22 protein-coding genes are annotated in these 26,243 nt (G+C 53.8%); 15 read left to right on the plus strand and 7 right to left on the minus strand.

Features of this window, described 5'->3' with window-relative positions; translation table 11 throughout:
* Window positions 1-93: 93 nt before the first annotated feature.
* Window positions 94-270, minus strand: coding sequence for a DUF6728 family protein (locus ACQKLP_RS04350; protein ID WP_427320393.1), 177 nt, complete (start codon window positions 268-270; stop codon window positions 94-96).
* A 79-nt stretch (window positions 271-349) separates the two neighbouring features.
* Here ACQKLP_RS04350 and ACQKLP_RS04355 point away from each other — a divergent pair, with 79 nt between their 5' ends.
* Window positions 350-2,899 carry a beta-mannosidase gene (locus tag ACQKLP_RS04355; RefSeq protein ID WP_427320395.1) on the plus strand — a complete coding sequence of 850 codons (2,550 nt, stop codon included), beginning with the start codon at window positions 350-352 and terminating at the stop codon, window positions 2,897-2,899.
* Window positions 2,900-2,936: 37 nt separating this feature from the next.
* Entirely contained in the window at window positions 2,937-4,349 is a 1,413-nt protein-coding gene (locus tag ACQKLP_RS04360; protein WP_427320397.1) for an alpha-L-fucosidase, read from the plus strand.
* Between the two features lie 36 nt (window positions 4,350-4,385).
* On the opposite strand, the gene ACQKLP_RS04365 is transcribed toward ACQKLP_RS04360, so the two are convergent.
* The 4 genes from ACQKLP_RS04365 to ACQKLP_RS04380 form a co-directional block, all read right to left on the minus strand.
* Complete coding sequence (locus ACQKLP_RS04365; RefSeq protein WP_427320399.1) at window positions 4,386-4,616, minus strand: hypothetical protein; 231 nt, start codon at window positions 4,614-4,616, stop codon at window positions 4,386-4,388.
* Window positions 4,617-4,619: 3 nt separating this feature from the next.
* Window positions 4,620-5,129, minus strand: a complete 510-nt coding sequence (locus ACQKLP_RS04370; RefSeq protein ID WP_427320401.1) for a DUF6934 family protein — start codon at window positions 5,127-5,129, stop codon at window positions 4,620-4,622.
* A 384-nt stretch (window positions 5,130-5,513) separates the two neighbouring features.
* The gene (locus ACQKLP_RS04375) at window positions 5,514-6,317 is read right to left on the minus strand and encodes a hypothetical protein (RefSeq protein WP_427320403.1); all 804 of its coding nucleotides are present in this window, start codon (window positions 6,315-6,317) and stop codon (window positions 5,514-5,516) included.
* A gap of 53 nt (window positions 6,318-6,370) precedes the next feature.
* Window positions 6,371-7,402 carry a LacI family DNA-binding transcriptional regulator gene (locus ACQKLP_RS04380; RefSeq protein WP_427320405.1) on the minus strand — a complete coding sequence of 344 codons (1,032 nt, stop codon included), beginning with the start codon at window positions 7,400-7,402 and terminating at the stop codon, window positions 6,371-6,373.
* Window positions 7,403-7,465: 63 nt separating this feature from the next.
* Here ACQKLP_RS04380 and ACQKLP_RS04385 point away from each other — a divergent pair, with 63 nt between their 5' ends.
* Window positions 7,466-8,029: an HPP family protein gene (locus ACQKLP_RS04385; protein ID WP_427320407.1), complete on the plus strand. Its 564-nt coding sequence runs from the start codon at window positions 7,466-7,468 to the stop codon at window positions 8,027-8,029.
* A 177-nt stretch (window positions 8,030-8,206) separates the two neighbouring features.
* On the opposite strand, the gene ACQKLP_RS04390 is transcribed toward ACQKLP_RS04385, so the two are convergent.
* On the minus strand, window positions 8,207-10,765 hold the full coding sequence (locus ACQKLP_RS04390) for a zinc-dependent metalloprotease (protein WP_427320409.1): 2,559 nt from the start codon (window positions 10,763-10,765) through the stop codon (window positions 8,207-8,209).
* A 578-nt stretch (window positions 10,766-11,343) separates the two neighbouring features.
* On the opposite strand from ACQKLP_RS04390, the gene ACQKLP_RS04395 reads away from it, so the two are divergent.
* The 6 genes from ACQKLP_RS04395 (at window position 11,344) to rsgA (ending at window position 17,452) form a co-directional block, all read left to right on the plus strand.
* Window positions 11,344-12,198, plus strand: a complete 855-nt coding sequence (locus ACQKLP_RS04395) for a MotA/TolQ/ExbB proton channel family protein (RefSeq protein ID WP_427320411.1) — start codon at window positions 11,344-11,346, stop codon at window positions 12,196-12,198.
* An 85-nt stretch (window positions 12,199-12,283) separates the two neighbouring features.
* On the plus strand, window positions 12,284-12,928 hold the full coding sequence (locus tag ACQKLP_RS04400) for an ExbD/TolR family protein (RefSeq protein WP_427320413.1): 645 nt from the start codon (window positions 12,284-12,286) through the stop codon (window positions 12,926-12,928).
* A gap of 60 nt (window positions 12,929-12,988) precedes the next feature.
* The gene (locus tag ACQKLP_RS04405) at window positions 12,989-13,570 is read left to right on the plus strand and encodes an ExbD/TolR family protein (RefSeq protein WP_427324356.1); all 582 of its coding nucleotides are present in this window, start codon (window positions 12,989-12,991) and stop codon (window positions 13,568-13,570) included.
* Between the two features lie 45 nt (window positions 13,571-13,615).
* Window positions 13,616-14,452: a TonB family protein gene (locus ACQKLP_RS04410; RefSeq protein ID WP_341842838.1), complete on the plus strand. Its 837-nt coding sequence runs from the start codon at window positions 13,616-13,618 to the stop codon at window positions 14,450-14,452.
* A gap of 115 nt (window positions 14,453-14,567) precedes the next feature.
* Window positions 14,568-15,950: a tRNA uridine-5-carboxymethylaminomethyl(34) synthesis GTPase MnmE gene (gene mnmE, locus ACQKLP_RS04415; RefSeq protein ID WP_427320415.1), complete on the plus strand. Its 1,383-nt coding sequence runs from the start codon at window positions 14,568-14,570 to the stop codon at window positions 15,948-15,950.
* Window positions 15,951-16,390: 440 nt separating this feature from the next.
* Complete coding sequence (gene rsgA, locus ACQKLP_RS04420; RefSeq protein WP_427320417.1) at window positions 16,391-17,452, plus strand: ribosome small subunit-dependent GTPase A; 1,062 nt, start codon at window positions 16,391-16,393, stop codon at window positions 17,450-17,452.
* A 47-nt stretch (window positions 17,453-17,499) separates the two neighbouring features.
* Here the strand turns inward: rsgA and ACQKLP_RS04425 are convergent, their stop codons facing one another.
* Window positions 17,500-18,399: an AraC family transcriptional regulator gene (locus ACQKLP_RS04425; RefSeq protein WP_427320419.1), complete on the minus strand. Its 900-nt coding sequence runs from the start codon at window positions 18,397-18,399 to the stop codon at window positions 17,500-17,502.
* Between the two features lie 195 nt (window positions 18,400-18,594).
* Here ACQKLP_RS04425 and ACQKLP_RS04430 point away from each other — a divergent pair, with 195 nt between their 5' ends.
* The 6 genes from ACQKLP_RS04430 to ACQKLP_RS04455 are packed head-to-tail and all read left to right on the plus strand — an operon-like array spanning window position 18,595 to window position 26,225.
* On the plus strand, window positions 18,595-19,479 hold the full coding sequence (locus ACQKLP_RS04430) for a sugar phosphate isomerase/epimerase family protein (protein WP_427320421.1): 885 nt from the start codon (window positions 18,595-18,597) through the stop codon (window positions 19,477-19,479).
* Window positions 19,480-19,498: 19 nt separating this feature from the next.
* Window positions 19,499-20,665, plus strand: a complete 1,167-nt coding sequence (locus ACQKLP_RS04435; RefSeq protein ID WP_427320423.1) for a mandelate racemase/muconate lactonizing enzyme family protein — start codon at window positions 19,499-19,501, stop codon at window positions 20,663-20,665.
* 11 nt (window positions 20,666-20,676) lie between these two features.
* Window positions 20,677-21,168 (plus strand): VOC family protein, encoded by a 492-nt coding sequence (locus ACQKLP_RS04440; RefSeq protein WP_126245025.1) that lies wholly within the window; start codon window positions 20,677-20,679, stop codon window positions 21,166-21,168.
* Window positions 21,165-22,115 (plus strand): 2-hydroxyacid dehydrogenase, encoded by a 951-nt coding sequence (locus tag ACQKLP_RS04445; RefSeq protein ID WP_427320425.1) that lies wholly within the window; start codon window positions 21,165-21,167, stop codon window positions 22,113-22,115. Before ACQKLP_RS04440 ends, ACQKLP_RS04445 begins: the two co-directional genes overlap by 4 nt.
* 21 nt (window positions 22,116-22,136) lie before the next feature.
* A complete protein-coding gene (locus ACQKLP_RS04450) occupies window positions 22,137-22,991 on the plus strand; it encodes a ThuA domain-containing protein (RefSeq protein ID WP_427320427.1) in 855 nt (284 codons plus the stop codon).
* An 18-nt stretch (window positions 22,992-23,009) separates the two neighbouring features.
* The gene (locus ACQKLP_RS04455; protein ID WP_427320429.1) at window positions 23,010-26,225 is read left to right on the plus strand and encodes a PVC-type heme-binding CxxCH protein; all 3,216 of its coding nucleotides are present in this window, start codon (window positions 23,010-23,012) and stop codon (window positions 26,223-26,225) included.
* The last annotated feature ends 18 nt before the right edge of the window (window positions 26,226-26,243 follow it).

Genomic DNA, 26,243 nt, shown 5'->3' on the forward strand with positions numbered 1-26,243 from the left:
ACATCCATCGCAGAAAAGCATTCCGTCCCACCGACCCGAAAGTCGGCAACTTAAAAACTACCAATTACTGATAATTTTTGCCGGAAAAATCCCCTAATGCGACTTATGAAAGAACACCCGATATAAAAGGATCAGCAGCGCAATGAGGAACATCAGGATGGAGATCCTGTTCATGCCGTGCATCAATTTCGTATTGGTGTTTAGCGGCTCCGATTTGTCGCGTTTGCGGATGTAGAGATACTGCAATATCTGGTTCCAGATGCTTTTCATGCCCCAAATATCCGAAATGCCCGCCGATTCTTCATAAACTGTTATTTTTACCCGGTATTTAACCATTTTTCAGACAGTTATGAGGAGAATTATCGGGATTTTGGGACTGGCGATCTTGTCGATGCCGGTCCTGGCGCAGCAACAACAGGAATTGGGCTCCGGCTGGGAATTCCGCCGGACGGACGAAAACATCTGGCGGCGGGCCACCGTTCCGGGGACCGTCCACACCGACCTGCTTGCCCACCGGCTCATTCCCGATCCCTTTGCCGGCGCCAACGAAAAAGGACTGCAATGGATCGATAAAAAGGACTGGGAATACCGCACCATCTTCGATATTCCGGCTTCCATGATCTCGCAGGACGCCATCGCGCTGGATTTCACCGGCCTGGATACATACGCAGACGTCTACCTCAACGATTCCCTCATCCTGCAAGCCCGGAACATGTTCGTGGGTAAACAGGTGACCATAAAAGGCATCGCCCGGGAGCGGGGAAACGCTTTACGTATCCTGTTCCACAGCCCGATCGCCTACGACATGCCGAAGTTCCTCAACGACCGGCTCGTTTACCCCGCCGGCAACGATGACAGCGATATTCCCCTCAGCGTTCATGCCCGGAAAGCGCCCTACCATTACGGATGGGACTGGGGCCCGAGGTACGTGACCAGCGGCATCTGGCGGCCTGTGTTCCTCCGTGCCTGGAACAAATTGCAGCTGAAAGACGCCTGGGTGCGCCAGCAGCAACTTTCCGATGCCGCTGCTACCCTCGATGCCACGATTACGCTGGACGTTCAGCAAGCAGGGGATTATACCGCCGTAGTACATAGCGGCAACAAGGCTTTTTCAGCACAAAAACTGCAAACATCCCTGCAGGCCGGTACTCAGACGGTTACCGTTCCGTTCTCCATTCGTCAACCGAAACGCTGGTGGCCCAATGGATTGGGGGAGGCCTATCTGTACCCGGTAACCGTTTCGATCCTCCACGGAAAAGATACCATCCAGCAAACGACCCGCCGCATCGGATTGCGAACGGTGGAAGTAGTGAATGCGCCCGATAAGGACGGTACCTCCTTTTTCGTGAAAGTAAATGGTAAACCCGTTTTCATGAAGGGTGCGAACTACATTCCGTCCGACAACTTCCTGCCGCGTGTTACCGATGAACGTTATCGCAAAATGTTCCATGATATGGAAATCAGCCATTTCAACATGGTCCGGATCTGGGGCGGCGGCATTTATGAAAACGATATTTTCTACGACCTGGCGGATGAAAAAGGGATACTGGTATGGCAGGACTTTATGTTCGCCTGCACGCTTTACCCGTCCGATCCCGCGTTCCTGGCGCAGGTGAAGGAAGAATCGGCCTACAATATCCGCAGATTGCGGAATCATCCTTCGCTGGCACTGTGGTGCGGCAACAACGAGGTTGCCGTGGCGATCAGGAACTGGGGCTGGAAAGATGGTTACGCTTATTCCGACCAGCAATGGGCCACCATGCTGAAAGGATACGAAACCCTTTTTCAGGAACTGCTGCGCGACGAAGTGAAGGCGCACGATCCCGGGAGGTTCTACTTCCCCTCGTCGCCCATTAGCAACTGGGGGCGCGCGGAAGATTTTCGACATGGAGATAACCACTACTGGGGCGTCTGGCATGGCATGGAATGGTTTGAAGCTTTTACCTCGCACGTTCCCCGGTTCATGAGCGAATTCGGTTTCCAGTCGTTCCCCGACCTGCATACCGTTCGCCGGTTCGCGGATTCTACGCAGTGGGATATCCATTCCTTCGTGATGCAATCGCACCAAAAATCTTTTACCCGCGGTAATGCGGCGATCCAGACTTATATGGACCATTATTACCATCGCCCGAAAGATTTCGCCGGATTCCTCTATATGAGCCAGGTATTGCAGGCGGAAGGGATGAAAATCGGGCTGGAAGCGCACCGCCGCAAGATGCCATTCTGCATGGGCACGCTTTACTGGCAGCTGAACGATACCTGGCCCGGGGCCTCCTGGAGCAGTATCGACTATTTCGGTCGCTGGAAGGCATTGCAATACTTCGCGCAGAAGGCGTTCACACCAGTGCTGGTAAGCTTGTCGGCCGAAGAGGGGCAAGTGAGGGCATATATCGTGAACGATCTTTGGAAAGACGAAAAAGCGAAACTGGAATTGACGTTGATGGATATGGAAGGGAAGGTGGTCCGTTCGTTTTCCGAGCCGGTCACGGCGAAGGCTAATACTTCGGAAATCGCCTGGCGGATGGAGCGGGCCGCGTTGTTGCAGGGCGCCGATCCACGGAAGGTAATATTGTATGCCAAAGTGGTAAATGAACGTCAAACCCTCTCTGAGAATGTGTTTTACTTTGTCGCACCCCGGGAACTGGAGCTTCCGGAGCCGGGCATACAACTGGAAGTGACGGAATCGGGCGGAAAGAAACGGGTGACCCTCCGCTCGCAAAAGCTGGCGAAAAACGTCTGGCTGCTGCTGGACAAAGACGACCAATCGCATTTTTCGGATAACTACTTCGATCTGTTGCCGGGCATGAGCCGTACGGTGGAGGTGGAAACAAACCTCGGACTGGAAGCGGTGCGTTCGCAATTGCAGGCCTGGCATGTTGGAAGCGTTACCAAACCATAACAGTGAACAATTAAAAACAGTGAACAAAACCATGAAGATGAAGCATTTGATATGGGCCGGCTGCCTGCTGGCGGGTATTTCCGCCCAGGCGCAGCACGAGCCATACGTGAAAGAAACGGACCCGCTGGTGCTCGAAAAACTCGAAGCATGGCAGGATTGGAAGTTCGGCCTGATGATGCACTGGGGCACCTACTCCCAGTGGGGGATCGTGGAGTCCTGGAGCCTTTGTCCTGAAGACGAAGGCTGGACCCAACGGCAACCCGCCGGCGTACCTTATTACGAGTACGTGAAGAAGTACGAAGCACTGCCCAATACTTTCAATCCCGTAAATTTCGACCCCGCAAAATGGGCCGCCGCGGCTAAAAAAGCCGGGATGAAGTACATGGTCTTCACCACCAAGCACCACGACGGCTTCAATATGTTCGATACCAAGCAGTCGGATTATAAGATTACCGCGCCCAATGTGCCTTTCAGCAAGGATCCCCGGGCAGATGTCACCAAAGAAGTCTTCAACGCTTTCCGCAAAGAAGGCATTCACATCGGAGCTTACTTCTCCAAGCCTGACTGGCATGTAGATTCCTACTGGTGGCGCTATTTCCCGCCGAAAGACCGTAACCCGAGCTACGAACTGTCCAAATACCCCGAACGCTGGAACGCTTTCAAAAAATTCACGTTCAACCAGATCCAGGAACTGATGACAGGCTATGGCAAGGTCGACATCCTTTGGCTCGATGGCGGCTGGGTGCGCCCGCTCAGCATGCATACCAAAGAATCCCTGTCGTGGAACAAAACGCCGGCACAGGACCAGGATATCGATATGCCCGGAATCGCTGCCATGGCGCGTAAGAACCAGCCAGGCCTCATTGTGGTAGACCGCAGCGTTCACGGCCCGTACGAAAACTACCGTACGCCCGAACAAACCATTCCCGACAAACCCCTCGATTATCCCTGGGAAACCTGTATGACCATGGGCGGCTCCTGGAGCTACGTACCCAACGATCAATACAAATCCACCAACACGATCATCCATAACCTGGTAGATATCGTAGCCAAAGGCGGAAACTATCTGCTCAATATCGGCCCCGGCCCCGATGGCACCTGGCACGACGAAGCCTACCGCAAGCTCGACAGCATCGGCAACTGGATGCAACTGAACGGCGATGCGATTTACGGCACCCGCTCCATTGCGCCTTACAAAGACGGAAATGTCTGCTTCACCCAAAAGCGCGATGGCGGCATTTATGCGATCTATCTGCTGAAAGAAGGTGAAAAGCTCCCCGCCGTGATCCGTTTTAACGGTTTAAAGCTTAAGAAAGGCGCGAAAATGCAACTCCTTGGCTACAAGGGTAAGTTGAGCTGGAAGGAGCAGAATGGCGCCGTGGAGATCAACATCCCGGCCGCTGCACAGCAAAAAGGTTTCCGGCATGCTGCAGCCATCAAACTGCAATAAATTATCGAACGGATTCGAATATTCGGAAAAGCGGGTTTAACGGCCCGCTTTTTCTATTTCGATTTTCTGTCCCATCGGGACATACAATGGAATTTCATACGCCTCAACGAATTCTTCCGGATTCTCTTTCCTGGGCTTCATTACTTTTATGTAGCAAAAATTCGGGCCCCGACGAGGTACAAGTCGAACCGGATTTTCATCCAGCCATTTCGTAAATGCAGCCTTTGCTGCTGCAAAGTTTTTTTCTACGGTTTCGATGTCTGCCATTTTCTATTTTATAAAAGGTGAATGAATATGATCTTTTAACCGCACGAGATAATACCTGTACATATCGGTCGCCTTCCTTTCGGATGGTATGTTTTCGACGATTGGGCGCATGTGATAATAGCCATCTCCATGCCTTGCAAATTCACCCGATCTTAACCATCTCACATACCAATCCATTCCTAACGCTTCGCAATACCTGTTGATATAAGATTCGTTCGTCAGAAATATCCGGTGATACAAGTAGGCCCGCCCCTCGGTTGATCCGTCCATGCCTACGGTAGCACCCGGGTGCCGCTGCAGGAAATGTACAATCTGCAGGAGGATCGTCGAGAACAGCCTGTTAAGATGTTCATGCCGGATCTTCGCCAGGATATTGATTGCGCCACTACTATTGACCGGGCCAAACGTTAAATTGAAAACATCAAATGCAAGACCTGTTTCATGTTGATCAAAACAGATTCTCATCACTGCGATGTCTTCATTCACCAGCTCTGCAACAAACGTAGCGCTCATCAGTTCTTCGTCGCAATCGTCACTGCATAGGTATCCTCGAAATCTATTCGGATCATAGATGGTCGATATGTGAATTCGGGTTAACAAATAATGGGGATCGATGCGAAACCGATCGTTATGCAGAGGTAAGTGATTTTTTGTTTGCCATTTTATTCAATTTAAGTGCCGGGTTTATACACCTGCTGAAAGGGAGAATAAAAAAAGGCTCACGTTAGCGAGCCATTTTTTAGGCAACACTGGCATCATCCGGCGGCAGCGAAAAGGAAGTCCGCATCAAAAGTTACAAACCGCTTCCACAAATAAAACGGTCTGCAACCGGCGGCATTCAATGCCTTTCCTGGTGCAGACCGTTTGTAAAAATGCAGCCGGACTACCGGCAGTTCATTAATCCTTCAGCCAGTTCCCGAAATTCACGGAAATGCCGGTATTGAAAGAGAAAGGCTGGAAGTAATTGTTCAGGGTCGGGCCCGCTTCCACACCGTCCGAACGCAGGGGAACGGAGGCGCGCAGCTGCCAGAACCATTTGATGTTTTTAAAGCCCACGCGCACCGTAGCCGCCGGCTCCATGAAACCGACCAGCTTGCCGTCCAGCCGCTGGAAATCCATTCTCATATTGGGATCGCCGTCCCAGGTCAGCGAACCGCTGGAAACATTGTTGAAATTCACCAGCGAAAACCGTGTGGAAACTGCGACTTCCACCACCTTGTGCGACAATCCGAACGACGGCTGGATAAAGAACTTGTGAAACTTCGTGCGAAGCCGGTAATCGTCGTACCCGCGCACGGAATCGGGCTTATACAGGTAAGATTCCTCCAATGTTCTGAACCCTCCATAGCCATAACCGCCATACACTTCGAAAACGGCTTTCTTCGAAACGCCCAGCGCCTTGGTATAACCCGCGCCCAATTCGATCAATCCGCCACGGGTATTGGGGTCTACGATCGGGTCATCGTCGACCCCATCGCCCTCCACTGTGAGCAGGCGGGAAATATATTGACCGTTGGCCATGATGGCGAAATTATCGGTCACGGCATAGGCCGCCTGCCAGTCAGACAGTGAAACGGAGGCTTTCACCTCGCCCTTTTCCTTCAGCAGGGGAACATTGATCTGATTGGGGACGTAAACGTTTCTGTTACAGGCGAATAATGCCATGGCGGGAGCCAGCAGAAACAGGTAGAATTTCTTCATACTAAAGTTGTTGTAGGTTGATCGGCTATTAAACGGATATGATACGGTTTAGGTTACAGGGCAGACGATTCGCGCGGGATCAGTTCCACTTCGAAGACGTAATTCTTCACGATCTTGATCTTTTCTTCCTTGTTGATGAGCTGGACGAGCGTTTCCACCGCCTTTTCCCCCATTTTATAACCCGATTGTTCGATAGTGGTGAGGGAAGGACTGATAATGCGGGAGGAAAGGTCGTTGGAATACCCTACCACCTTGATTTTCCCGGGGATGTCGATCCCCACTTTCCGCGCCTCCTGTATAAACGCGACGGCAGAAGCGTCGTTGGCCGCGAAAAGCCCGTCAGGCAACTCTTTTCCCGCAAAAATCTGCCGTGCCGCTTCGGCGCCCGCGTCCAGCGTGAGGTTGTGGACGTACAGCAGCGATTCGTCGTACGGGATCTTATATTTGGCCAAAGCGGCCTTATATCCTGCCAGGCGCTGCTGGTAAAGGTTGCAGGTCAGCTGGCCGGAAAAATGCGCGATCTTTTTGCATCCCTGCTTGATAAGATGCTCCGTAGCAAGGAACCCTCCCTTGAAATCGTCGCCCGTGATCGTGTAACCGGGAAAGTCCAGCGGTACGCGGTCGTAAAACACGAGCGGGATATTATTCTTTATGAACGGGGAGAAGTGGTCGATATTGGTCGTGAACATGGACGAAGCCGCCAGCAACCCGTCTACCCGCAAGGAAAAGAAGGTGTGTGCCAGCTCTTTTTCCATGGCTACCGTTTCGTCAGACTGGCCGATCACGATGCTGAATCCGTACTTGTGGGCTTCGTGCTGGATGCCGCTGATGGCGGTGCTCTGGAAATACATGCTGGTGCGGGGCACGATGAGCCCCAGGATGTTGGACCTTTTCTTGCGCAGGCTCGACGCGATCCAGTTGGGCACGTACCCCATGTTCGTGGCCGCGTCCTGCACTTTGGTGCGGGTTTCTTCGTTGATCAGCGGGTTGTTCTGCAACGCGCGCGATACCGTGGAAGCGCTGAGCCCCAACGCCTGGGCGATGTCATAGATCGTGATCTTGTTGGTGTTAGGACGTTCTTTCACGGGGTGGCAGTCAATTTAGGGCGATATTAAGAAAATTTATTGATAGGTGTATTTTTGCACCCGATGAAGAGACATATGAAACGGACTTACCGTATAGCGAAGTACGTAATTTACCGGGAAACGCTGATCGATAGCAAAGATATGGCCTGGTCTTTCCTCGGGGCCCTGCTCGGCGTGGGACTGATCGGGATGATCAATCATTTTTACCTGCCCGCGCGCGACAACCTCTTTGTGCTGGGCTCCTTCGGCGCCTCCGCCGTCCTGATTTACGGGCATACCCAAAGTCCGCTGGCCCAGCCGCGCAACGTCTTCGGCGGTCACGTGCTCAGCGCCGCCACCGGCGTCACGATAGGTTTGCTGATCTCTTCCCCCGAATGGGAGTGGCTGGCCGGCGCGCTGGCCGTGGCCTGTTCCATCGTAGTGATGCAAATGACGAAAACGGTGCATCCGCCCGGAGGCGCCACGGCCTTGCTGGCCATCGCCGGCAGCGCAAAGATCCGGGCGCTGGGGTACCTGTACGTCCTCACGCCAGTGGCCACCGGCGTGGCTTTGCTATTGATTGTGGCGTATATCGTCAACAACATCCCCGGTAATCGGAATTATCCTGCCAGGGGAAAATGGTGGTAAAAAATTCACTGCGCAGATACAATGCATACCGCATACCTAATTTTGACCCTGTACTTTTATTAGTATAGGGAAAATGACAGGACCGCCTACTCATGGGCGGTCCTTTTTTTATGCGAAAAGCCGCACCCGGTAAAGGATGCGGCTTCCGCGACTTATCAATTTTTCATCTGTGCCGGATCAGGACTTCGGGTTCAGGGCCTGGCCGATGCGCTCGGCAAGGTCCTGCAAATGGAAGCGGGTCATGGCGTCGGGCGCTCCTGCCGCTGCCGTGCGCACTTCGCCGCGGAGCGCGGTCAGTTGTGCGCGGGCAATGCTGGCCGCGTCGGATGTCATGGGGTTGGGGCTACGGCCCATCATCGGGTTCTGGGAGGCCTCAGGCTCCTTCACCAGTTTGGACAACTGCGCGATGTAGGATTTCTGGAGGTTACGACGGTAGATGTCTACAGACTTACCCGTGTAGATCTCGGAGAAGATGCCTTTTTTCAGGTCGGTAGCGTAGTCGATCGCCTTATAGGCAGCGGGGTTCACGGCTTCGTTGTTCAGCAGTTTCACAAAGGTGTTGGTGCTGAGCAGACGGGCGAGCACGCGCTCCTGCTGGCCGAGGATGAGGGTGGGGGCGTTGCCGCCTACGCGGGCCAGGATTTCCTTGTCGAGCAGCCAGTTCGGCGTGGTGAACAGCTGGGCCTGGAGGAATTTCAGGGCTTCCTGCTGGGTGGCTTTGGCAACGGGCTCGTACACGGCACCGGATTGTTCAACGGTTTTCGGCGTTTCGTAGATGCCGGCGATGTTTTTGGCAACGTGGCCGTTGTAGCGGCCGAACTGGCCCAGGAGTTCCTGGTACATGGTGGCCAGGTTGGAATAGCCTTCGTTCTCAGTGCGGGTCCAGGCCATGAGATTAGGCAGGATGCGCTGGAGGTTCTTGATGCCGTATTCGCTGGCTTTCATGGCGTTATCACCGAGGTCTTCGTTCTGGCTCCGCGGATCGTCGGGGTTCATTTCGGTACCGAACCAGTAGCGTTTGTCCTGCAGGCGGTTGATCACCCATTTGTTGAGGGTGGCTTTCTCCGTATCGGCATTGGTGCCGGGAATGGCTTTGTAACCCCATTCGATGGCCCATTTGTCGTAATAGTTGATGCGGGGATAGAGGTCGGCGCCGGAGATGCCGTCACCGGGCTGCGCCACATAGTTGAAGCGGGCGTAGTCCATGATGGAAGCGGCGTGGCCGTGCTCTTTCACCCAGTTTTTATCGCGGAGCTTTTCCACGGGGTAGGTAGAGCTGGAGCCGAAGTTGTGACGAAGGCCGAGGGTATGGCCCACTTCGTGGCTGGAAACGAAGCGGATGAGCTCGCCCATCAGCGCGTCGTCGAATTCCATTTTACGGGCACGCTCGTCGTTGGGCGCGGCCTGGATCATGTACCAGTTGCGGAGCAGGCTCATGACGTTGTGGTACCAGTTGATGTGGCTTTCCAGGATCTCTCCGGAGCGGGGATCGTGTACGTGGGGGCCGGAGGCATTGGGCACGTCTGACGGCTTGTATACGATGGCGCTGTAGCGCGCGTCTTCGAGGCTCCAGGTGGAGTCTTCGGCGCGGGTGGGGGCCATACGGGCATAAATGGCGTTTTTAAAGCCGGCCTGCTCGAAGGCGGCCTGCCAGTCGTTTACGCCCATGATGAGGTATTTACGCCATTTTTCCGGGGTAGCGGGATCGATGTAGAAAATGATGGGCTTTTTGGGCTCCACCAGTTCGCCGCGACGGAATTTTTCCATGTCTTCCGCTTTGGGCTCAAGGCGCCAGCGGGTGATCATGGACAGTCTTTTCACGCCTTGCGGATCAGCATCGTAGTCGGTGAGGCCGGTGGCGAAGTATCCGACGCGGGGGTCGAAGTAGCGGGGTTCCATGGGCACGGCAGGTAACAGTACCAGCGAGCTGTTCAGCTCCACGGTTGCGAAGCCGCCACCCATCGGAGGCATGCCCGGCATGGGGGAAGAGCCTTGCTTGGTATAGGTTTTCACCGTTTTGATCTCGAGGTTCTCGGGATACGCGCGGACGTCGTCGATGTAGGACTTGTCGCCCTGGGGAGCGCCGAGTTTCAGCGCGCTTTTAACGCTGTTGTCGAAGAAAAGGACGTCATTGTCACTGTTGATGTAATCGGTGAGATCTACTACGGAGCCTTTGCCGCTTTTGGAATACGCTTTCACGTCGAACGAAGCAACGATAGGCTGAACGTTGGAGTTCATCACTGCCACGAACATGGGCTGTGTGGAGTCTTTGGAGCGTTCCGAGAAGGAGATGCTCTTTAAGAAGATGCGGTGGTTAGGGCCTTTTTCGAAGCGGATAACGGATTCATTGATCTGGTCGCCGGCGAAGCCCATCATCTGGGCGCGGAGGCCGGCGGCGGACTTGGAGAGGCGGCTTACCACGAGGATGTCTCTGCCGAGGAGGGCATCAGGGATTTCGGCGAAGAAGCGGTCTTCCTGTTTATAGATGTTAAACAGGCCGGAGTCAGCTACTGCGTTGGCGTTGATGACTTCGGTGAACTTCTTGGGTTGCGGTTTGGGCGGTCCGGAGGGCCTTTGGGGGCCGGTGGGCCGGGCGGTCGTGTCTTTGGCCGGGGACGCGGCGGCAGGAGTTTTTTCATCTTTCTTCCTGCGCTGGGCGTGAGTGGCGGACGGCATCAGCAGGGCTGTGCACAATACGCCGGCTACGGCAGCGGCAAAGGTGCGCTGTAGTTGCATGTGCGTGGTGATTGGTTTTTGTGTGGTAAATAATAAGCGGAGACAAAAGAAGGGTAAGAAAGTCATAATAAATCGTTAAAATCCATAAAAGACAAAAAATGCAGTAAGAGCGGAAATTAAAAATCAGTAAATTGCCCGAAGGCATTCCCTGCAACGGGAGCGTTGCTGCGATGGGAATGCAGGGGGAACCATGAAAAGCGAATCGTAAGTATTTAAAATTTCTGTTGGATCATTTGGAAATTTTCTTAAATTGTGCGTCCAACTTTGAAAAAAAATCAATCGATTCCGCTGTGTCGGTAGAGCTAAGTTGGGAGAGGACAGTAAGAATAACATTATTTATTTTTTCTATCTAAGTGTTTGCTCAATTAATGTGAAGGGGAGTGGAATGCCCTATGGTGGGGCTTTTGTGAAGTGTGGTTAAATTTTTTGGGTGACACTTGTTTTTTTGAGGAAGGCTTATAACTTTGCGAATCACTGATTATAAGCGGGTTACCCGTGTGAATATTGAAATTGCGATCTGAACTTTTTAATTACTAACAAACAAACAGTTTAATTTTTAACACTAAAATTCAATCAACATGGCTGAGACTAAAACAACTGTGACTGCAGCTGCTGCCAAAACGACTTCTCATCAAGCCAAAAAATCGTCCAATTTATTTGCGATCCTGGCTGTACCCATCTGTATCGCCATCGGTTACATCTTTTACATTTTCGTATTAGGTAATCCTGCCAACTTCCAGGGTGGCAATCCTGACAACCATCCCGTAGAATCTGGTATTGGCAAATGGTTTGGTACCGTGCACAAAGGTGGCGCCATCGTTCCCATCCTGATCTCTACCCTGTTGATCTGCGTAACTTTCGTAATCGAGCGTTTCCTGTACCTGGCTAAAGCAAAGGGCAAATTCAGCGGTTCCGAACTGGTTCGTAAAGTTCAGTATCACCTGGCTAACAAGAATGTGGACGCTGCACTGGCTGAGTGCGACAAACAGAAAGGTTCCGTAGGCAACGTGCTGAAAGCCGGTCTGAAAAAGTACAAGGAAATGATCAACAACACTGAGCTGGACACAGATCAGAAGATCCTGACCATCAAAAACGAAATCGAAGAAACTACCGCGCTGGAACTGCCGATGATGGAAAAGAACCTCGTGTTCCTGTCCACTATCGCTTCCGTAGCTACCCTGCTGGGTCTGTTCGGTACCGTACTCGGGATGATCAAGGCGTTCTCCGCCATGTCTTCCAGCGGCGCTCCTGACTCCTCCGCACTGGCACTCGGTATTTCTGAGGCCCTCATCAACACGGCCCTGGGTATCGGTACCTCCGCCATCGCGATCATCATGTATAACTACTTCACTACCAATATCGACAGCATCACCTACGCTATCGACGAATCTGGCTTTACTTTGACACAGTCTTTCGCTGCCAACCACAAATAATTTCGTAAATTATTGTGGAATTTACCGCGAACTGAATCTAATTAAGTGAACCAAACAAAAGGAGTGTAAGATGCCAAAGGTAAAAATGCCAAGGAAAAGCACCCTCATCGACATGACGGCGATGTGCGACGTGGCTTTCCTGCTGCTGACCTTCTTCATGCTCGCCACCAAATTCAAACCGGACGAACCGGTTGCGGTGGTGACTCCCTCCTCCATCAATACCCAGCTGCTGCCGGACGCGGACGTGATCCTGCTGACAGTGGACAAGGACGGAAGAGTGTTTTTCAGCATGGACGGTCAGCCCAAGAGAAAACAACTCATCGAAGATCTGAATACCAACTTCAAGCTTGGCCTGGAAGATAAGGATATCCGGAACTTCATGATCGGCTCCAGCGTAGGTACGGATTTCAAAAGCCTGAAACAGGTATTGAACCTTACGGCCGACCAACGCAAGCACGGTAATGTTGAGAAAGGCATCCCCATGGATTCCACCAACAACGAGCTGGCGATCTGGATCGAGTATGCCCGTGCCGCGCAAGGGAACAACAACAAGCTGAAGTATTGCATCAAGGCCGACAACGAGACGCCCTACCCCGTGATCAAACGGGTGCTGGACACCTTCAAGGAAAAGAAAATCCAGAAACTGAACCTGGTGACCAACCTTGAGGCCAAACCGGCAGGCTCCGCGGCTGCGCTGTACGAAGAGCAAAACCAGGATAAAGCCCATTAAAAGGCCCTCCTGTCAGTAAACAACATTAAGTAACTAAAAAATATTGCTACCATGGCTGAAATGGATACCAGTAGTTCTGGTGGTGGTAAGAAGAAACACGGCGTCAAGAAGGGGAAAAAACTTTCTACCCGTGTGGACATGACTCCGATGGTGGATCTCGGGTTTCTCCTGATCACCTTCTTCATGCTTACCACGACCATGTCTAAGCCCAAGACCATGGACCTGATCATGCCCAAAGACACAGAGAAGCAGGAAGAGCAGAACAAGGTGAAAGAATCCACCGCTCTTACCATCCTGTTGGGTAAAAAAGACCAGGTTTACTACTACGAAGGGTTGGCACAGGATCCGAATGCCTCCAGCAACCCGGATTTCTTCAAAGCAACCACCTTCGCCAACACCAACGGCATCCGCGACGTCATCATCAAAAAACGTGACGAAGTGGCCCGCCTCCGGAACAGCAAGGGAGAGCCTGAAGACGTGGTTGTCATCATCAAAGCTGACGATGGCTCTACGTACAAGAACTTTGTAGATTTATTGGATGAAATGGCCATCAACCGTATCCAGCGTTATGCTACGGTGGATATCAGCGACCAGGACAAGCAATGGATCAAAACTACTGAAGCCAGCAACGGCATCCAGTAGTATGGAAAACAATCATTTTTTGCATCCATCAATAAACGTGTAACAATGGATACAGCTAAAATTCTCAAGTCCGACTTTCTTGACATCCTGTTCGAAGACAGGAACAAGAACTACGGTGCTTACGAGCTTCGCAAGAAGTACGACAAGCGCGTTCGGAACTCTATCCTGGGAACGGCTGCCATGGCGTTGCTGATTGTCGGCTCTTACTTCATCTACCTGAACCTGAAAGCAGACAATACAGACAAAAACACCAAGCCCGTCATCGAGGATATTAAACTGGAGGACGTGAAGTTGCCGGACGATCCGAAAACTCCGCCCCCGCCCCCTCCGCCGCCCGCTCCGCCCCCGCCGGTGAAGCCGTCTGTTCAGTTCACCCCTCCGGTGATCAAGAAAGACGAAGAGGTGAAAGCTGAGGAAGAACTGGTAAAACTGGAAGACATCAAAGACAAGGCCGTTTCTACCAAAACCGTAGAAGGCGATCCCAACGGTATCGACCCGGGCCTGATCAATGATTCCAAAGGTACAGGCGTGGTTGACGCGCCCCCGCCGCCCCCGAAAGAGGAGATCTTCACCTTCGTGGAGCAACCTCCGACCTTCCCCGGTGGTGACGAAGCGCTCAACAAATTCCTCAGCAACAACATCCGTTACCCCCACCTGGCCACTGAAAACGGCATCCAGGGTACCGTGTTCGTATCATTCGTGGTAGACTCGGAAGGTAACATCAAGGATGTGAAAACTGTAGGGCAAGCCAAAGGCGGCGGTCTCGAAGAAGAGGCCATCCGCGTGGTGAAGAAAATGCCGAAATGGAAACCCGGTAAGCAGAACGGACGCCAGGTATCTGTGCAGTTCAACCTGCCCATCCGCTTCACCCTCCAAGAGTAGTATTTAGTCTCAAGCTAGTAGTACATACTAAATCCCCCTGGTTTACCGGGGGGATTTTTTATTTGGGCCAGCGCCGTCGCCCCGCCGGCATGGAGATTTTCTTTAATTTCGGGCCATGATAGGAAAACTTGGCGGGCACGACGACACCATCGTGGCCATCGCAACCGCGCCGGGCGTTGGCGCCATTGCCGTGATCCGGCTGAGCGGCAAAGCGGCCGTAGCCATCACCGACCGGCTGTTCCCCTCGAAAGACCTGGCTTCGCAACCCACCCACACCCTCCATTTCGGCGGCCTCCATTTCCAGGGGCGCCTTGTGGACGAGGTGGTGGTTTCGCTTTACCGCGCGCCGAAATCTTATACCGGCGAAGAAGTGGTGGAGATTTCCTGTCATGGTTCGCCTTTCATCCAGCAGCAGATCGTGGAAGCCTGTATCGCTGAAGGCGCGCGGCTGGCGCGGCCGGGAGAGTTCACCCAGCGGGCGTTCCTCAATGGCAAGCTCGATCTCACGCAGGCCGAATCCGTCGCCGACCTGATCGCCAGCAACACAGCCGCCTCACATCAAACGGCGCTCCAGCAAATGCGCGGCGGCTTTTCGCGCGAGCTGTTCGCCCTCCGTGAGCAACTCATTAAATTTTCCGCACTCATAGAGCTTGAGCTCGATTTCAGCCAGGAAGACGTTGAATTCGCAGACCGCACCGCCCTGTATGAACTGGTAAACGAATCCATTTCGGAAGTTTCGCGGCTTATTGCTTCGTTCAAAGTGGGCAACGTTATCAAAAACGGTGTGAATACGGCGATCATTGGTCGCCCGAACGCCGGAAAATCCACCCTGCTCAACACGCTGCTCAATGAAAACCGCGCCATCGTAAGCGACATCGCCGGCACCACGCGCGACACCATCGAAGAAGTGCTCAACATCGGCGGCATCCTGTTCCGGCTCATCGATACGGCGGGCATCCGGGAGAGCAACGATGCTATTGAGAGCATCGGGGTACAGAAGTCGCTGGAGAAGATGCGCGAAGCGGGCATCGTGGTTTACCTGTTTGATGTGTCTGAGCTGACGGTGGATGATTTGCTGGAACAAGTGAAGGAGTTCGATCATGAAGGGATTTCGTACCTGTTGGTCGGCAATAAATCCGACGTGCTGGGGGCCGAAGAAGTGCGCGCCAAATTCAGTTTCATTCCCGGTATCATTTTCATTTCCGCACGCGACCATTCCCAGATCACGGAGCTGAAAGACCAGCTGGTGCACAGGGTAATGGGAGGGGCCATCAACACCGAAAATACCATTATTACGAACGTTCGCCATTACTCGGCGCTGCAGGAAGTGCTTTCATCGTTGAAGGATGTAAAGGGAGGAATGGATAACGGGCTGCCGGGGGATCTCCTCGCGCTGGACATTCGCCGGTGCCTGCATTACCTGGCGGATATTGCCGGGGAAGTGACGAATGAGGATAGGTTGGATTATATTTTTTCGAAGTTTTGTATCGGGAAGTAAGAGGCCAAAGTCCCCACTCAGTCAAGCAACCGTACATCCATATACTTCCGGTAAAAAAAATCCGCCGAAAATGAATATCAAATCAACTTCGATAACGCACTTACTTTTCAACCAGGCTCCCTGGTGAATACTACCCGGCGATTGTTGGTCCGGGAACCGCTCGCCAATGATTAAGAAGGTACCGTCCAGCTAAATTCCAATTATCCAGCGGAAGGCCTTTTTAATCGCTGCCTCCATCCACCATCCCACCCCAATCCCCCAAAAATCCGTACCTTCGCACTTTATGACACGCATCTCCACATATAATCGCTTGCAGATCATTGCAGCCTGACGCAGGCCCCAAAAGCACCCCCTTTTACCTGCGTTTGACGTCTTGAAATGATTTATTGTAACCGCTCTGCGGCGCTTTCGCGCGTCCGCAAGGCAAGAATTATGTTATCATGTCGACATTACAGTCGTACGGATGGAATGCGCATTTCATGCACCATTCCGAAACAAACCCACATCAAAACCTCGAAGCAGCCAGAGTACTGTCGATCCAGGGTTTCAAACACCTCCTCGTCACCGCCGAAGGCAACCTAAATGCCCTGCTCGCCGGGAGCCTCATCAATAGCCGCGAACCCGAATCCCTCCCCAAAACGGGCGACTGGGTACTCGTAAAACGCTACGACGAAGAAGGTATCATTATCGACATCCTGCCCCGTATCAACGAGCTCAGCCGGAAAATGCCCGGTACCCAAAGCGCCCGGCAAGTACTCGCCGCAAACATCGATGCAGCGCTGATCGTTCAGGGGCTCGACCGGGATTTCAACCTCATGCGCCTGCAACGATACCTCCAGCAGATCGCGCAATGCAATATCCGGCCGGTTGTGGTCCTCAACAAAACAGACCTGGTACCCGATCCGGAAAATTACCGGCGGCAAGTAGGCGAACTGGGATATGATTGTCCGGTTATCCTTACCAGCGCGCTGGACAACGCGCAACAAAGGACCTGGACAAACCATCACCTGCTGCCCGGGCACACTTATATTCTCCTGGGCTCGTCGGGCGTCGGGAAAAGCACACTGCTCAACAGTTTGCTGGGCTACGATCTGCAGCAAACCGGCACCACGAGCTCGGCCAACAGCAAAGGAAAACATACCACCACCACCCGGCAGCTCGTGCAGCTTCCCAACGGAAGCATGATCATCGACGTGCCGGGAATGCGTGAATTTGGCCTTACTTCGGAAGATGGGGACGAAGGCATTCATCACCCAATGATCGACGCACTCGCGCCCCAATGCCGGTTTGGGGATTGCACCCATCAGCACGAGCCCGGTTGCGCCGTCGTGAACGCCGTGGAAAACGGGGAGTTGCCGGAGATCGTTTATCGCAGCTACCAGAAGCTGCTGCGCGAACAAAACCATTTCCAGGCGAGCGAAGCGGATAAACGGCGGATGGGCAAGCAGTTCGGGAAGATCGCCAAACAGGTTTCCAAACACCGGAAAGACAGGAAGTATTAATGCAACCAACACCAAAGGGCAGGCACCCGCTTGCGCCTTGGTGTTTTTTAATCCACCACCCGCAACAGCGGCGTCCCGGCATTGCTGACAACGAACACCTTCCGGTACTCCCGCGGCGTAATACCCTGGTGGATCTTGAACTGCCGGTTGAAATAGGATACGTTATCGAACCCGCAGGCATAACAGATGTCGGTGATATTGTCGTCTTTCCCGATCAGCAGCCGCGTGGCGTGACTGATCCTGATTTCATTGACGAATTGTGAAAATGTTTTATGCGTGTTCCGTTTGAAAAAACGGCAAAACGCCGCTTCGTTCATACAGGCGAGCGATGCCGCCGTCCGGATGTCGACATCATGATGGTAATTCTCGAGCACATAGTTGAAAATAGACGACAGTTTCTCCGCGTCGCTTTCCTTGTATTGGATCTTGCGGCTGTCGTCGGTAATGATGGACCCGTCTTCCTTATTGAACTGGCATAATTCTTCCAGGATCTGCAATAGCACGATGAGGTTTTTCATCTGCTGGTTGGGCTGGAACTGGAAAAATAGCTGGTGGAGGGAAGCATGATTGTTGCCGAACTTGATGCCGTAGGCAGACCGCTGCAGGAGCTGCTTGATATTCCTCAGTTCGAGCGTCTCGAAAAAATCCTTCCCCATGAAATCCGCTTCAAACTGCACCACCACCGCATGCACGTTTTCGTTTTTCCCGACGGAAAGGTTGTCGTTGGAAAAACAATGCACCAGTCCCGGCCCGAACATAAATATCTCCCCCTCATCATAATTCACCACTTTATTGCCCACGTATACCTGTCCCGCGCTTTTCACGATCAGCGTCACTTCATATCCCCGGTGGAAATGGAAAGTGTTGGTGAAGTGCGGCTGGCAGAATTCCTTGATGGCAAAACTGGCATCCTCCGAAGTGGAAATATGTCGGTAAGAAACTTTCATGCGGCCAATTTTAGTACAATAATTGTTTTCCGGCGGCTGGAAATCGGATTTAGGTAAATATAGTATTGAAAATCGGCAAATGGTGTACTTTTATTTCAACGGTAACCTGAATAAGTTTGTAACATCAGCTTCACGAGAGGAAGTCTACCTTGCATACCGACCTGATCATCAATTTCACTTTATATACAGCCCGATATGGAACTCGCGATACACAATTGGATGCGCTCCGAGACAGTCACTACCACGATACGGAGAATTGCCGCACAAGGGTACACCCGGTTCGAAATTGCCGGAAGCCCGGAACAATACGACACCGCTGAAGTACGGAAAACTTTGAAGGAGTACGGCGTCAAATGCTGGGGATCCGTTACCCTCATGTTGGGAGAGCGGAACCTGCTCGCCCGGAACGAAGCGCAGCGCGCCGCATCCGTTCAATACGTAAAAGATGTCGTGAAAATGGTGAAGGAACTGGACGGACATATGGTTTCCGTGGTCCCCGGTACCGTTGGAAAACTCGTGCCCGACGGCCGCCCGGAGGAAGAATGGCAATGGGCCGTAGACGCCATGAAGGAAATCTACGCCTACAGTGAAGCCGCCGGGATCGTGCTGGGGATAGAGCCCATCAACCGGTTCGAAACGTATTTCATCAACCGGGCCGACCAGGCGCTGGCGCTCGCCGCTGCCGTTGGGCCCAATTGCGGCGTGTGTCTCGACACCTTCCACATGAACATCGAAGAAACGGATATGTTTGCCGCCATCCGCAGGGCCGGCAGCAAACTGGCCGGTTTCCATGTGGCCGACAATAACCGGATGGCCCCGGGAATGGGGAATCTCGACTGGCAAAAGATCGTGGGCACCCTTCGCGAAGTCGGCTACGACAAAGTGCTGTCCGTAGAATTCTGCGCCCCGCTCGACCGGACGCCAGCCAATCCTTATCCCGGCTCGATCGACGAAGCGCCGGAAAACCTTTCGCCCGAACAGGAAAAATTCCTGGTAGACCATGGCAGCTCTTCCGTTACGGAGGAATTCTATTCCATGCTCACCCGTGAATCCTATAATACCTTATCTAAACTTATCTAAAAGCGGTCAACTTCAGTAAATGAAAATCTCGAACGTAGAAGCGTTTTGGTTACGCTGCCCCATCCCGAAAGAAAAACAGCATGCCTCGGATTATGGCTTGCTGACGAATTTTGATATGACTTTGGTCGTAATTACGACAGACAGCGGGCTGCAGGGCTTCGGCGAAGCGAAAGCCGCCGTGGGCTCGTCCGGCGTATGCGCATCCATCGTCAACTGTATCGAAAACGAACTGAAACCCTTGCTGGTAGGTAAGTCTGTCAGCAACATCACCCGCCTGTGGGAAGAAATGTACAACGGCACCCGCGATCATTATGCCCTGTCGAGAGGCCGGAAGTTCCCCATCCTCGGCCGGCGCGGCCTCACCATCTCCGCCATGAGCGGGATCGATACGGCCCTGTGGGACCTGAAAGGTAAGATCCTCAACGTGCCCGTGCTCGACCTCCTCGGCGGCGCCTGCCGCGACCATATGCCCGCCTACGCAAGCGGCGGCTGGGCGGACGTCAATAACATCGGCGCACAGGTAAAAGGCTATGTGGATAAGGGCTTCAGAGGAGTGAAAATGCGGGTGGGGGTGATGGACGATAGCGTGCAGAAAAGCATCGACCGGGTAAAAGCCGCAAGGGCGGTACTCAAGCCGGACGTAAAATTGATGGTGGACGCACACGGCACATTCAGCGTGCCGGAAGCCAAACAGTTTTGCCGCGGCGTGGAAGACAGTAATATCTATTGGTTCGAAGAACCGATCAGCCCGGACAACAAGCCCGGCACCGCAGAAGTAAGGGCGGCCACCTGCATCCCTATCGCGGCCGGCGAAAGCGAATTCACCAGTTTCGACATACACGAACTTTTACAGCTCCGGGCGGTGGACGTAATCCAGCCGGATGCGGCCATCATCGGCGGCATATCGGAAGCCATGCGGGCAGGGCATCTTGCCTGTGCGCACCAGGTGGAAATGGCCCCGCATTGCTGGGGGTCCGCGTTCTCCTTTATGGCCGGGCTTACGGTGGCATTTGCCTCCCCATCCGCCACCATCATCGAATTTTCGCTGGGCGGCAACCCGATGATGTACGACCTCGTGAAAGAAAAAATTACGGTAACCAACGGCTCCATCGCCGCGCCCACAGCTCCCGGATTGGGAATGACGCCGGATTGGGATTTTGTCAGGGAATTTAAACAAGGTGTTTAAAAAAAGTAATTATGGCTAAAGCGATTAAAATCAACCACGTAACATTAATAGTGGACAACCTGGAAAAAGCAGGCGAATTCTATAAGAACGAGCTCGGCCTCGAGCCGCTGCCCGCCTTCCGGTTCGATTACCCGGTGATGTTTTTCCGGTTCAACGCCGAACAGCAATTGCATCTCTCGGAATGGGACGACCGCACTTCTTTCCGCGGCCACATCTGCGTGCAGGTAGACGATTTCAATACGATATTTTTCCGCATGAAGGAGCTCGGCGTGATCGACGTTGCCCCTTGGGGCAAGGTGCGCAAACTGCCCGATGGCGCCATGCAGATGTTCGTGAGAGACCCGGCGGGCAACCTGGTGGAACTGTCGTCCGCCCCCGGTGCACCGATCGATCCGCGTATCCTGGAAGATGAATTTTACGAAGAAGGATTATATGTTTCCGGCCGGAACGACTTCCGCGGAGACCGCTCAGACGACGCCACATTATACCATAACAAGCCATGAAGAAAAACGTAATGCTGCTGGAAACCATTGCCGACGAGGCTTTGGCCGTGCTCAAGGAACACGTGCATGTTTTTACCGGCTATGATGCCGCCAGCCAGGAATCGGTGCTGGCATCCACCGAAATCCATGCCGTGATCACGCGGGGAAAAATGAAAGTCGATGACGCGCTTATGGCCGCGTGCCCTCAACTCGAAGTGGTGGCACGCTGCGGCGTGGGGCTCGACAATGTGGACGTGGCGGCCGCTTCGGCAAGGAAGATCAGGGTGGTGAATGCACCGGGCAGCAACGCCGGCACCATCGCAGAACATACGCTGGGCCTCATGCTGATGGGGATGCGCGATCTTTTTGCTTCCATCGACCATGTGAAAAAGGAAGACTGGAACTGGCGCAACCAATACGCCGGCGATGAGCTGGGCGGCAAAACCCTGGGCATCCTCGGCATGGGCAACATCGGCAAACGCGTGGCGCGCCTGGCCGAAGCGTTCGGGTTGAACGTGGTGTACTGGAGCCGTTCGGAACAGGAACTGCCTTATAAATATTTGCCGATGCAGGAAGTACTGCAACGATCCGATATCGTCAGCCTGCATCTTCCATTGGCGAAAGGCATGGAAAATCTGATCGGGAAAGCGGAGCTGGCGATGATGAAACCAGGATCGCTGCTCATCAATACGGCAAGAGGCGCACTGATCGATCACGCAGCATTGCTGGATGCGCTCAACGAAGGTACCATCGCGGGTTTTGCCGCGGATGTACTGCCCGACGAGCCGCCGGTACAGAGCCTGTCGCTGGTGCAGCACCCCCGTGCGCTCGTGACGCCGCATTCCGCCAGCCTCACCGCCACTACGTACCGGAAAATGTGCGTTTACACCATCAACAATGTGGTAGCATTGCTGACCGGCCGCGAGCCGGAGCAGGAAAGCGTTTTCAATAGAAACTCGTTTGTATGATCATCACAAATCCCTGTTAAAATGAATACTTTTTGTTTCGGTTTATTATTGACACTAGGAGGTTTGTTCTGTACCCAGTCTCCTCAAAAGGCGAAAAAGCCGCTGGTCGTTTTCGTGTGCGGAGACCATGAATACAGTGGCGAAGCGACCCTGCCGATCCTGGCAGCGGAGCTGGAAAAGAATTACGGCATGCGGACGATCGTGCTCAAATCTTCCCCTGACCATAACAGCGAAGAAAACATCCCCGGGCTGGAAGCCTTGAAGGATGCGGACCTGGCCGTTTTTTACCTCCGCTGGCGCAGGTTGCCTGCCGATCAGCTGGCACATATCGAGGCCTACCTGAAATCCGGGAAACCGGTGATGGGCTTCCGTACTACCACCCACGCATTTAATTTCCCTGCCGGCCACGCCAGCGAAAAATGGAACGCATTCGGCGAATTTGCCCTGAACGCGCCTCCGGGCTGGGGCGGTAAAGCCAAACATACGCACTATGGCCACAGCAGCAGCACCGACGTGAGCGTGATCCCTGCGCAAGCCGCAAACCCTATACTGACGGGCGTTGCGAAAGACTGGCACGTGCGCTCCTGGCTTTATCACGTAGTGCCCGATTACCCCATCAAAGGCTCGACGTGGCTGCTGACGGGCAAAGCGGTAAACCCGGAAAGGCCGGCAGTGGAAAATCCCGTGGCCTGGACCGGCACCAACTCCTTCGGCGGAAAAGTATTCATGACCACGCTCGGTCATCCCGAAGATTTCAGGGTGGAAGCTTTCCAGCGGCTGCTGATCAATGCGGTTCATTACGAGCTTGGACTCAAGGTACCGAAGAAATGGAAAGGCAAGATCGATATCAACGTTCCTTACCGTGTAGCTAATTAGAATAAATTACCGGAGATCATGAGATTAACCACGTTTGGCGGGCTGCTGATATTTGCAGTTGCGCCGGCAATACTGCTATTGAACGCCTTCAGGGCCAAAGACCCGCCGCCGCTGACGCTCGTCAAAGGCGCGCGCATCGCCATGATCGGCAATAACCTGGGGTCGAGGATGATCCATTACGATAACCTGGAAACCGAGCTCCAGGTGCGCTTTCCAACGTATCAACTTTTTATCCGCAATATGTGCGACCCCGGAGAAACGCCGGGGTTCCGGCCGCACGCGGGCCGCACCACGCCCTGGGCTTTCCCCGGCGCGGAAAAGTTTTCGGTGGAGCGCGCCAATCTCATCAGAAGCAAAACCGATCCCGCCAAACTGATGCTGGACGAAAACGATCCCGCGGAGGGATTTTTTGAAACGCCCGATGAATGGCTCACCCGGCTCAAAACCGACGTGATCATCGCGTTCTTCGGCTACAACGAATCTTTCGCCGGAGAGGCCGGTCTGCCCAACTTCAAAGCCGAACTGGGCGCCTTCATCAAATGGACGCTCCAGCAAAAATACAACGGCACCTCCGCCCCGCAGCTCGTCGTCGTGTCCCCGATCGCTTTCGAAAATCTGTCGGACACCCGCGATCTGCCCGACGGCCGCAAAGAAAACCGCAACCTGCAATTATACGCCAACGCCATGAAAGAGGTGGCCGCGCAGCATAAAGTCCTTTTCGTGGATGCGTTCAATCCCTCCATGAAATGGTACAACGAATCCGCCGCGCCATTGACGATCGACGGCTCCCAGCTGAACGAAGCCGGTTACCGGAAACTCAGCGTGTTGCTCGCCGATCAGATTTTCGGGGAAGGGATGACGCAGGCGCAAACCGACCGGAAACTGGTGAACGACGCGGTGCTGGAAAAAAACTGGATGTGGCTGTACGATTATAAAGTCCCGAACAGCGTGCATGTGTACGGCCGGAGGTACAAGCCTTACGGGCCCGATAACTTTCCAGCGGAAATCAGGAAGGTCCGCGAGCTGACCGACATCCGCGACACCGCGATCTGGCTGGCCGCATCGAAAGGAGAGATCATGGACCTGGCGGCGGCGGATAAAAATACCACCGTGCTGCCCGACATTCAGACCAACTACACCGAAAACCGCAAAAACGGAAACCTGAAATATCTGTACGGACAGGAGGCGGAACACAGCCTGAAACTGCCACCGGGCTACAAAGCGGAGCTTTTTGCATCGGAGTCGGAATTCAGTTACCTCGCCAAGCCCGTACAGCTTTCGTTCGACAATAAAGGCCGTTTATGGGTGGCTACCATGCCCACGTATCCGCAATACAGGCCTGGCGATCCGAAGCCCAACGATAAGATCATCATCCTGGAAGATACCGACCAGGACGGAAAGGCCGATAAACAAACGGTGTTCGCGGAGGGCCTGCATTTGCCGCTGGGATTTGAAATAGCGCCGGAAGGCGTGTATGTTTCGCAGGGGATCGACCTGGTGCTGCTCAAAGACACGGATGGCGATGGAAAGGCGGACCAAAAGGAAATCCTGCTGAGCGGGTTCGACGATCATGATTCGCATCACAGCAATCATGCCTTTACGGCAGACGGTTCCGGGGCAATTTTTTCGGGCGAAGGCGTATTCCTCCGTTCCAATATCGAAACGTCGTACGGCCCGGTTTACGCCACCAACGGCGGTTTTTACCGGTTCGATCCGCGGCGCATGAAACTGGAGCGTACCGCGCAGCTGGACATTCCCAATCCCTGGGGCATTACGTTCGACGACTGGGGCCAGCCTTTCTTCGCCGAAACTTCTTCGCCCGACGTGCGCTGGATGCTCCCGGGAATGGTGATGCCGCGATATGGCCGGGCAACGCACAAATCCGAACAGCTGGTGGAACCGAAACACCTGGTGCGGCCCACTTCCGGCATCGAGTTCGTTTCCAGCCGGCATTTCCCCGACGATGTGCAGGGCGATCTGCTGATCAACAATACCATCGGGTTCCTGGGTATCAAGCAGCATACCATGGAAGACGCCGGTACCGGATACAAAAGCCATTTTCACATGGACTTGCTGCGCAGCGACGATCCGAACTTCCGGCCGGTAGACCTGGAGTTTGCGCCCGATGGCTCCCTGTACGTGGTGGATTGGCACAACGTCCTCATCGGCCACATGCAGCACAATGCCCGCGACCCCCTGCGCGACCATACCCACGGCAGGATCTATCGCGTTACCTATCCTGCCCGTTCGCTGGTGAAGCCGGCGAACATCGCCGGTGCGGGGATCGACGAGCTGCTGGAGAACCTGAAACTGCCCGAATACCGTACCCGTTACCGGACCCGCAGGGAACTGAGGGGGAGGGACGCCAAAGAGGTGATGGCGAAAGTCAAAACCTGGGCCGCCCAGCTGGATACCGCCGATGCGCGGAGGGAGCACCATTTGCTGGAGGCGCTTTGGGTGAGCCAGGGCACGGGGAAAGCAGACCCGCAGCTGTTGAAACAGGTCCTGAAAGCGAAGGATTACCACGTTCGTGCCGCGGCCGTACAGGTATTGCGGTACGCCGGGCCGGAAGTGCCCGACCAGGCCGCGCAGCTACTGGTGGCTGCCCGGGACAAAAACAGCCGTGTGCGGCTTTCGGCCATCGTGGCCGCTTCGTGGATGAAGAAGGAAACCGGGCTGCAGGTGCTCGCCGCGGCGGGCAAGTACCCCATGGACAAATGGACCGTCCACGCCTATAAAACCGCACTGGCGCATTTGAAAGGCGTGGACGTGGAAAAGGAAACTGAACCCGAAACGAAAAAGAAAACCACCCTGCAAGGGCCTGAGCTCGCGTTGTTCAACCAGGGTAAGCTCATCTATAATAAGGAAGGATATTGTAAAACCTGCCACCAGGCAGACGGGAAGGGCCTGCTGGCCGCGGGATTCCCGCCGTTATCCGGGAATGCCTGGGTGAACGGGAACGACGAGCGGCTGATCAAACTGGTGCTCAAGGGGTTGGTGGGACCCATCGAAGTGAACGGGAAAAAATACCCCGGCCAGGTACCCATGACGCCTTTCGGCGGTTTGTTAAATGATGAAGAGGTGGCAGCGGTGTTGACGTATGTCCGGAATTCGTTCGGGAACAACGGTGCCGCCATTTCCCCTGAAAAAGTAAAGAAAATTAGAAAGGCCACAGAAAATAAAAAAGATTTATATTCAACGGATCAATTACTGAAAGAACACCCTATGAAGTAATTAGGCGTTGGGCCAAAT

Source organism: Chitinophaga sp. NPDC101104 (assembly GCF_050277495.1).
Classification (GTDB): domain Bacteria; phylum Bacteroidota; class Bacteroidia; order Chitinophagales; family Chitinophagaceae; genus Chitinophaga.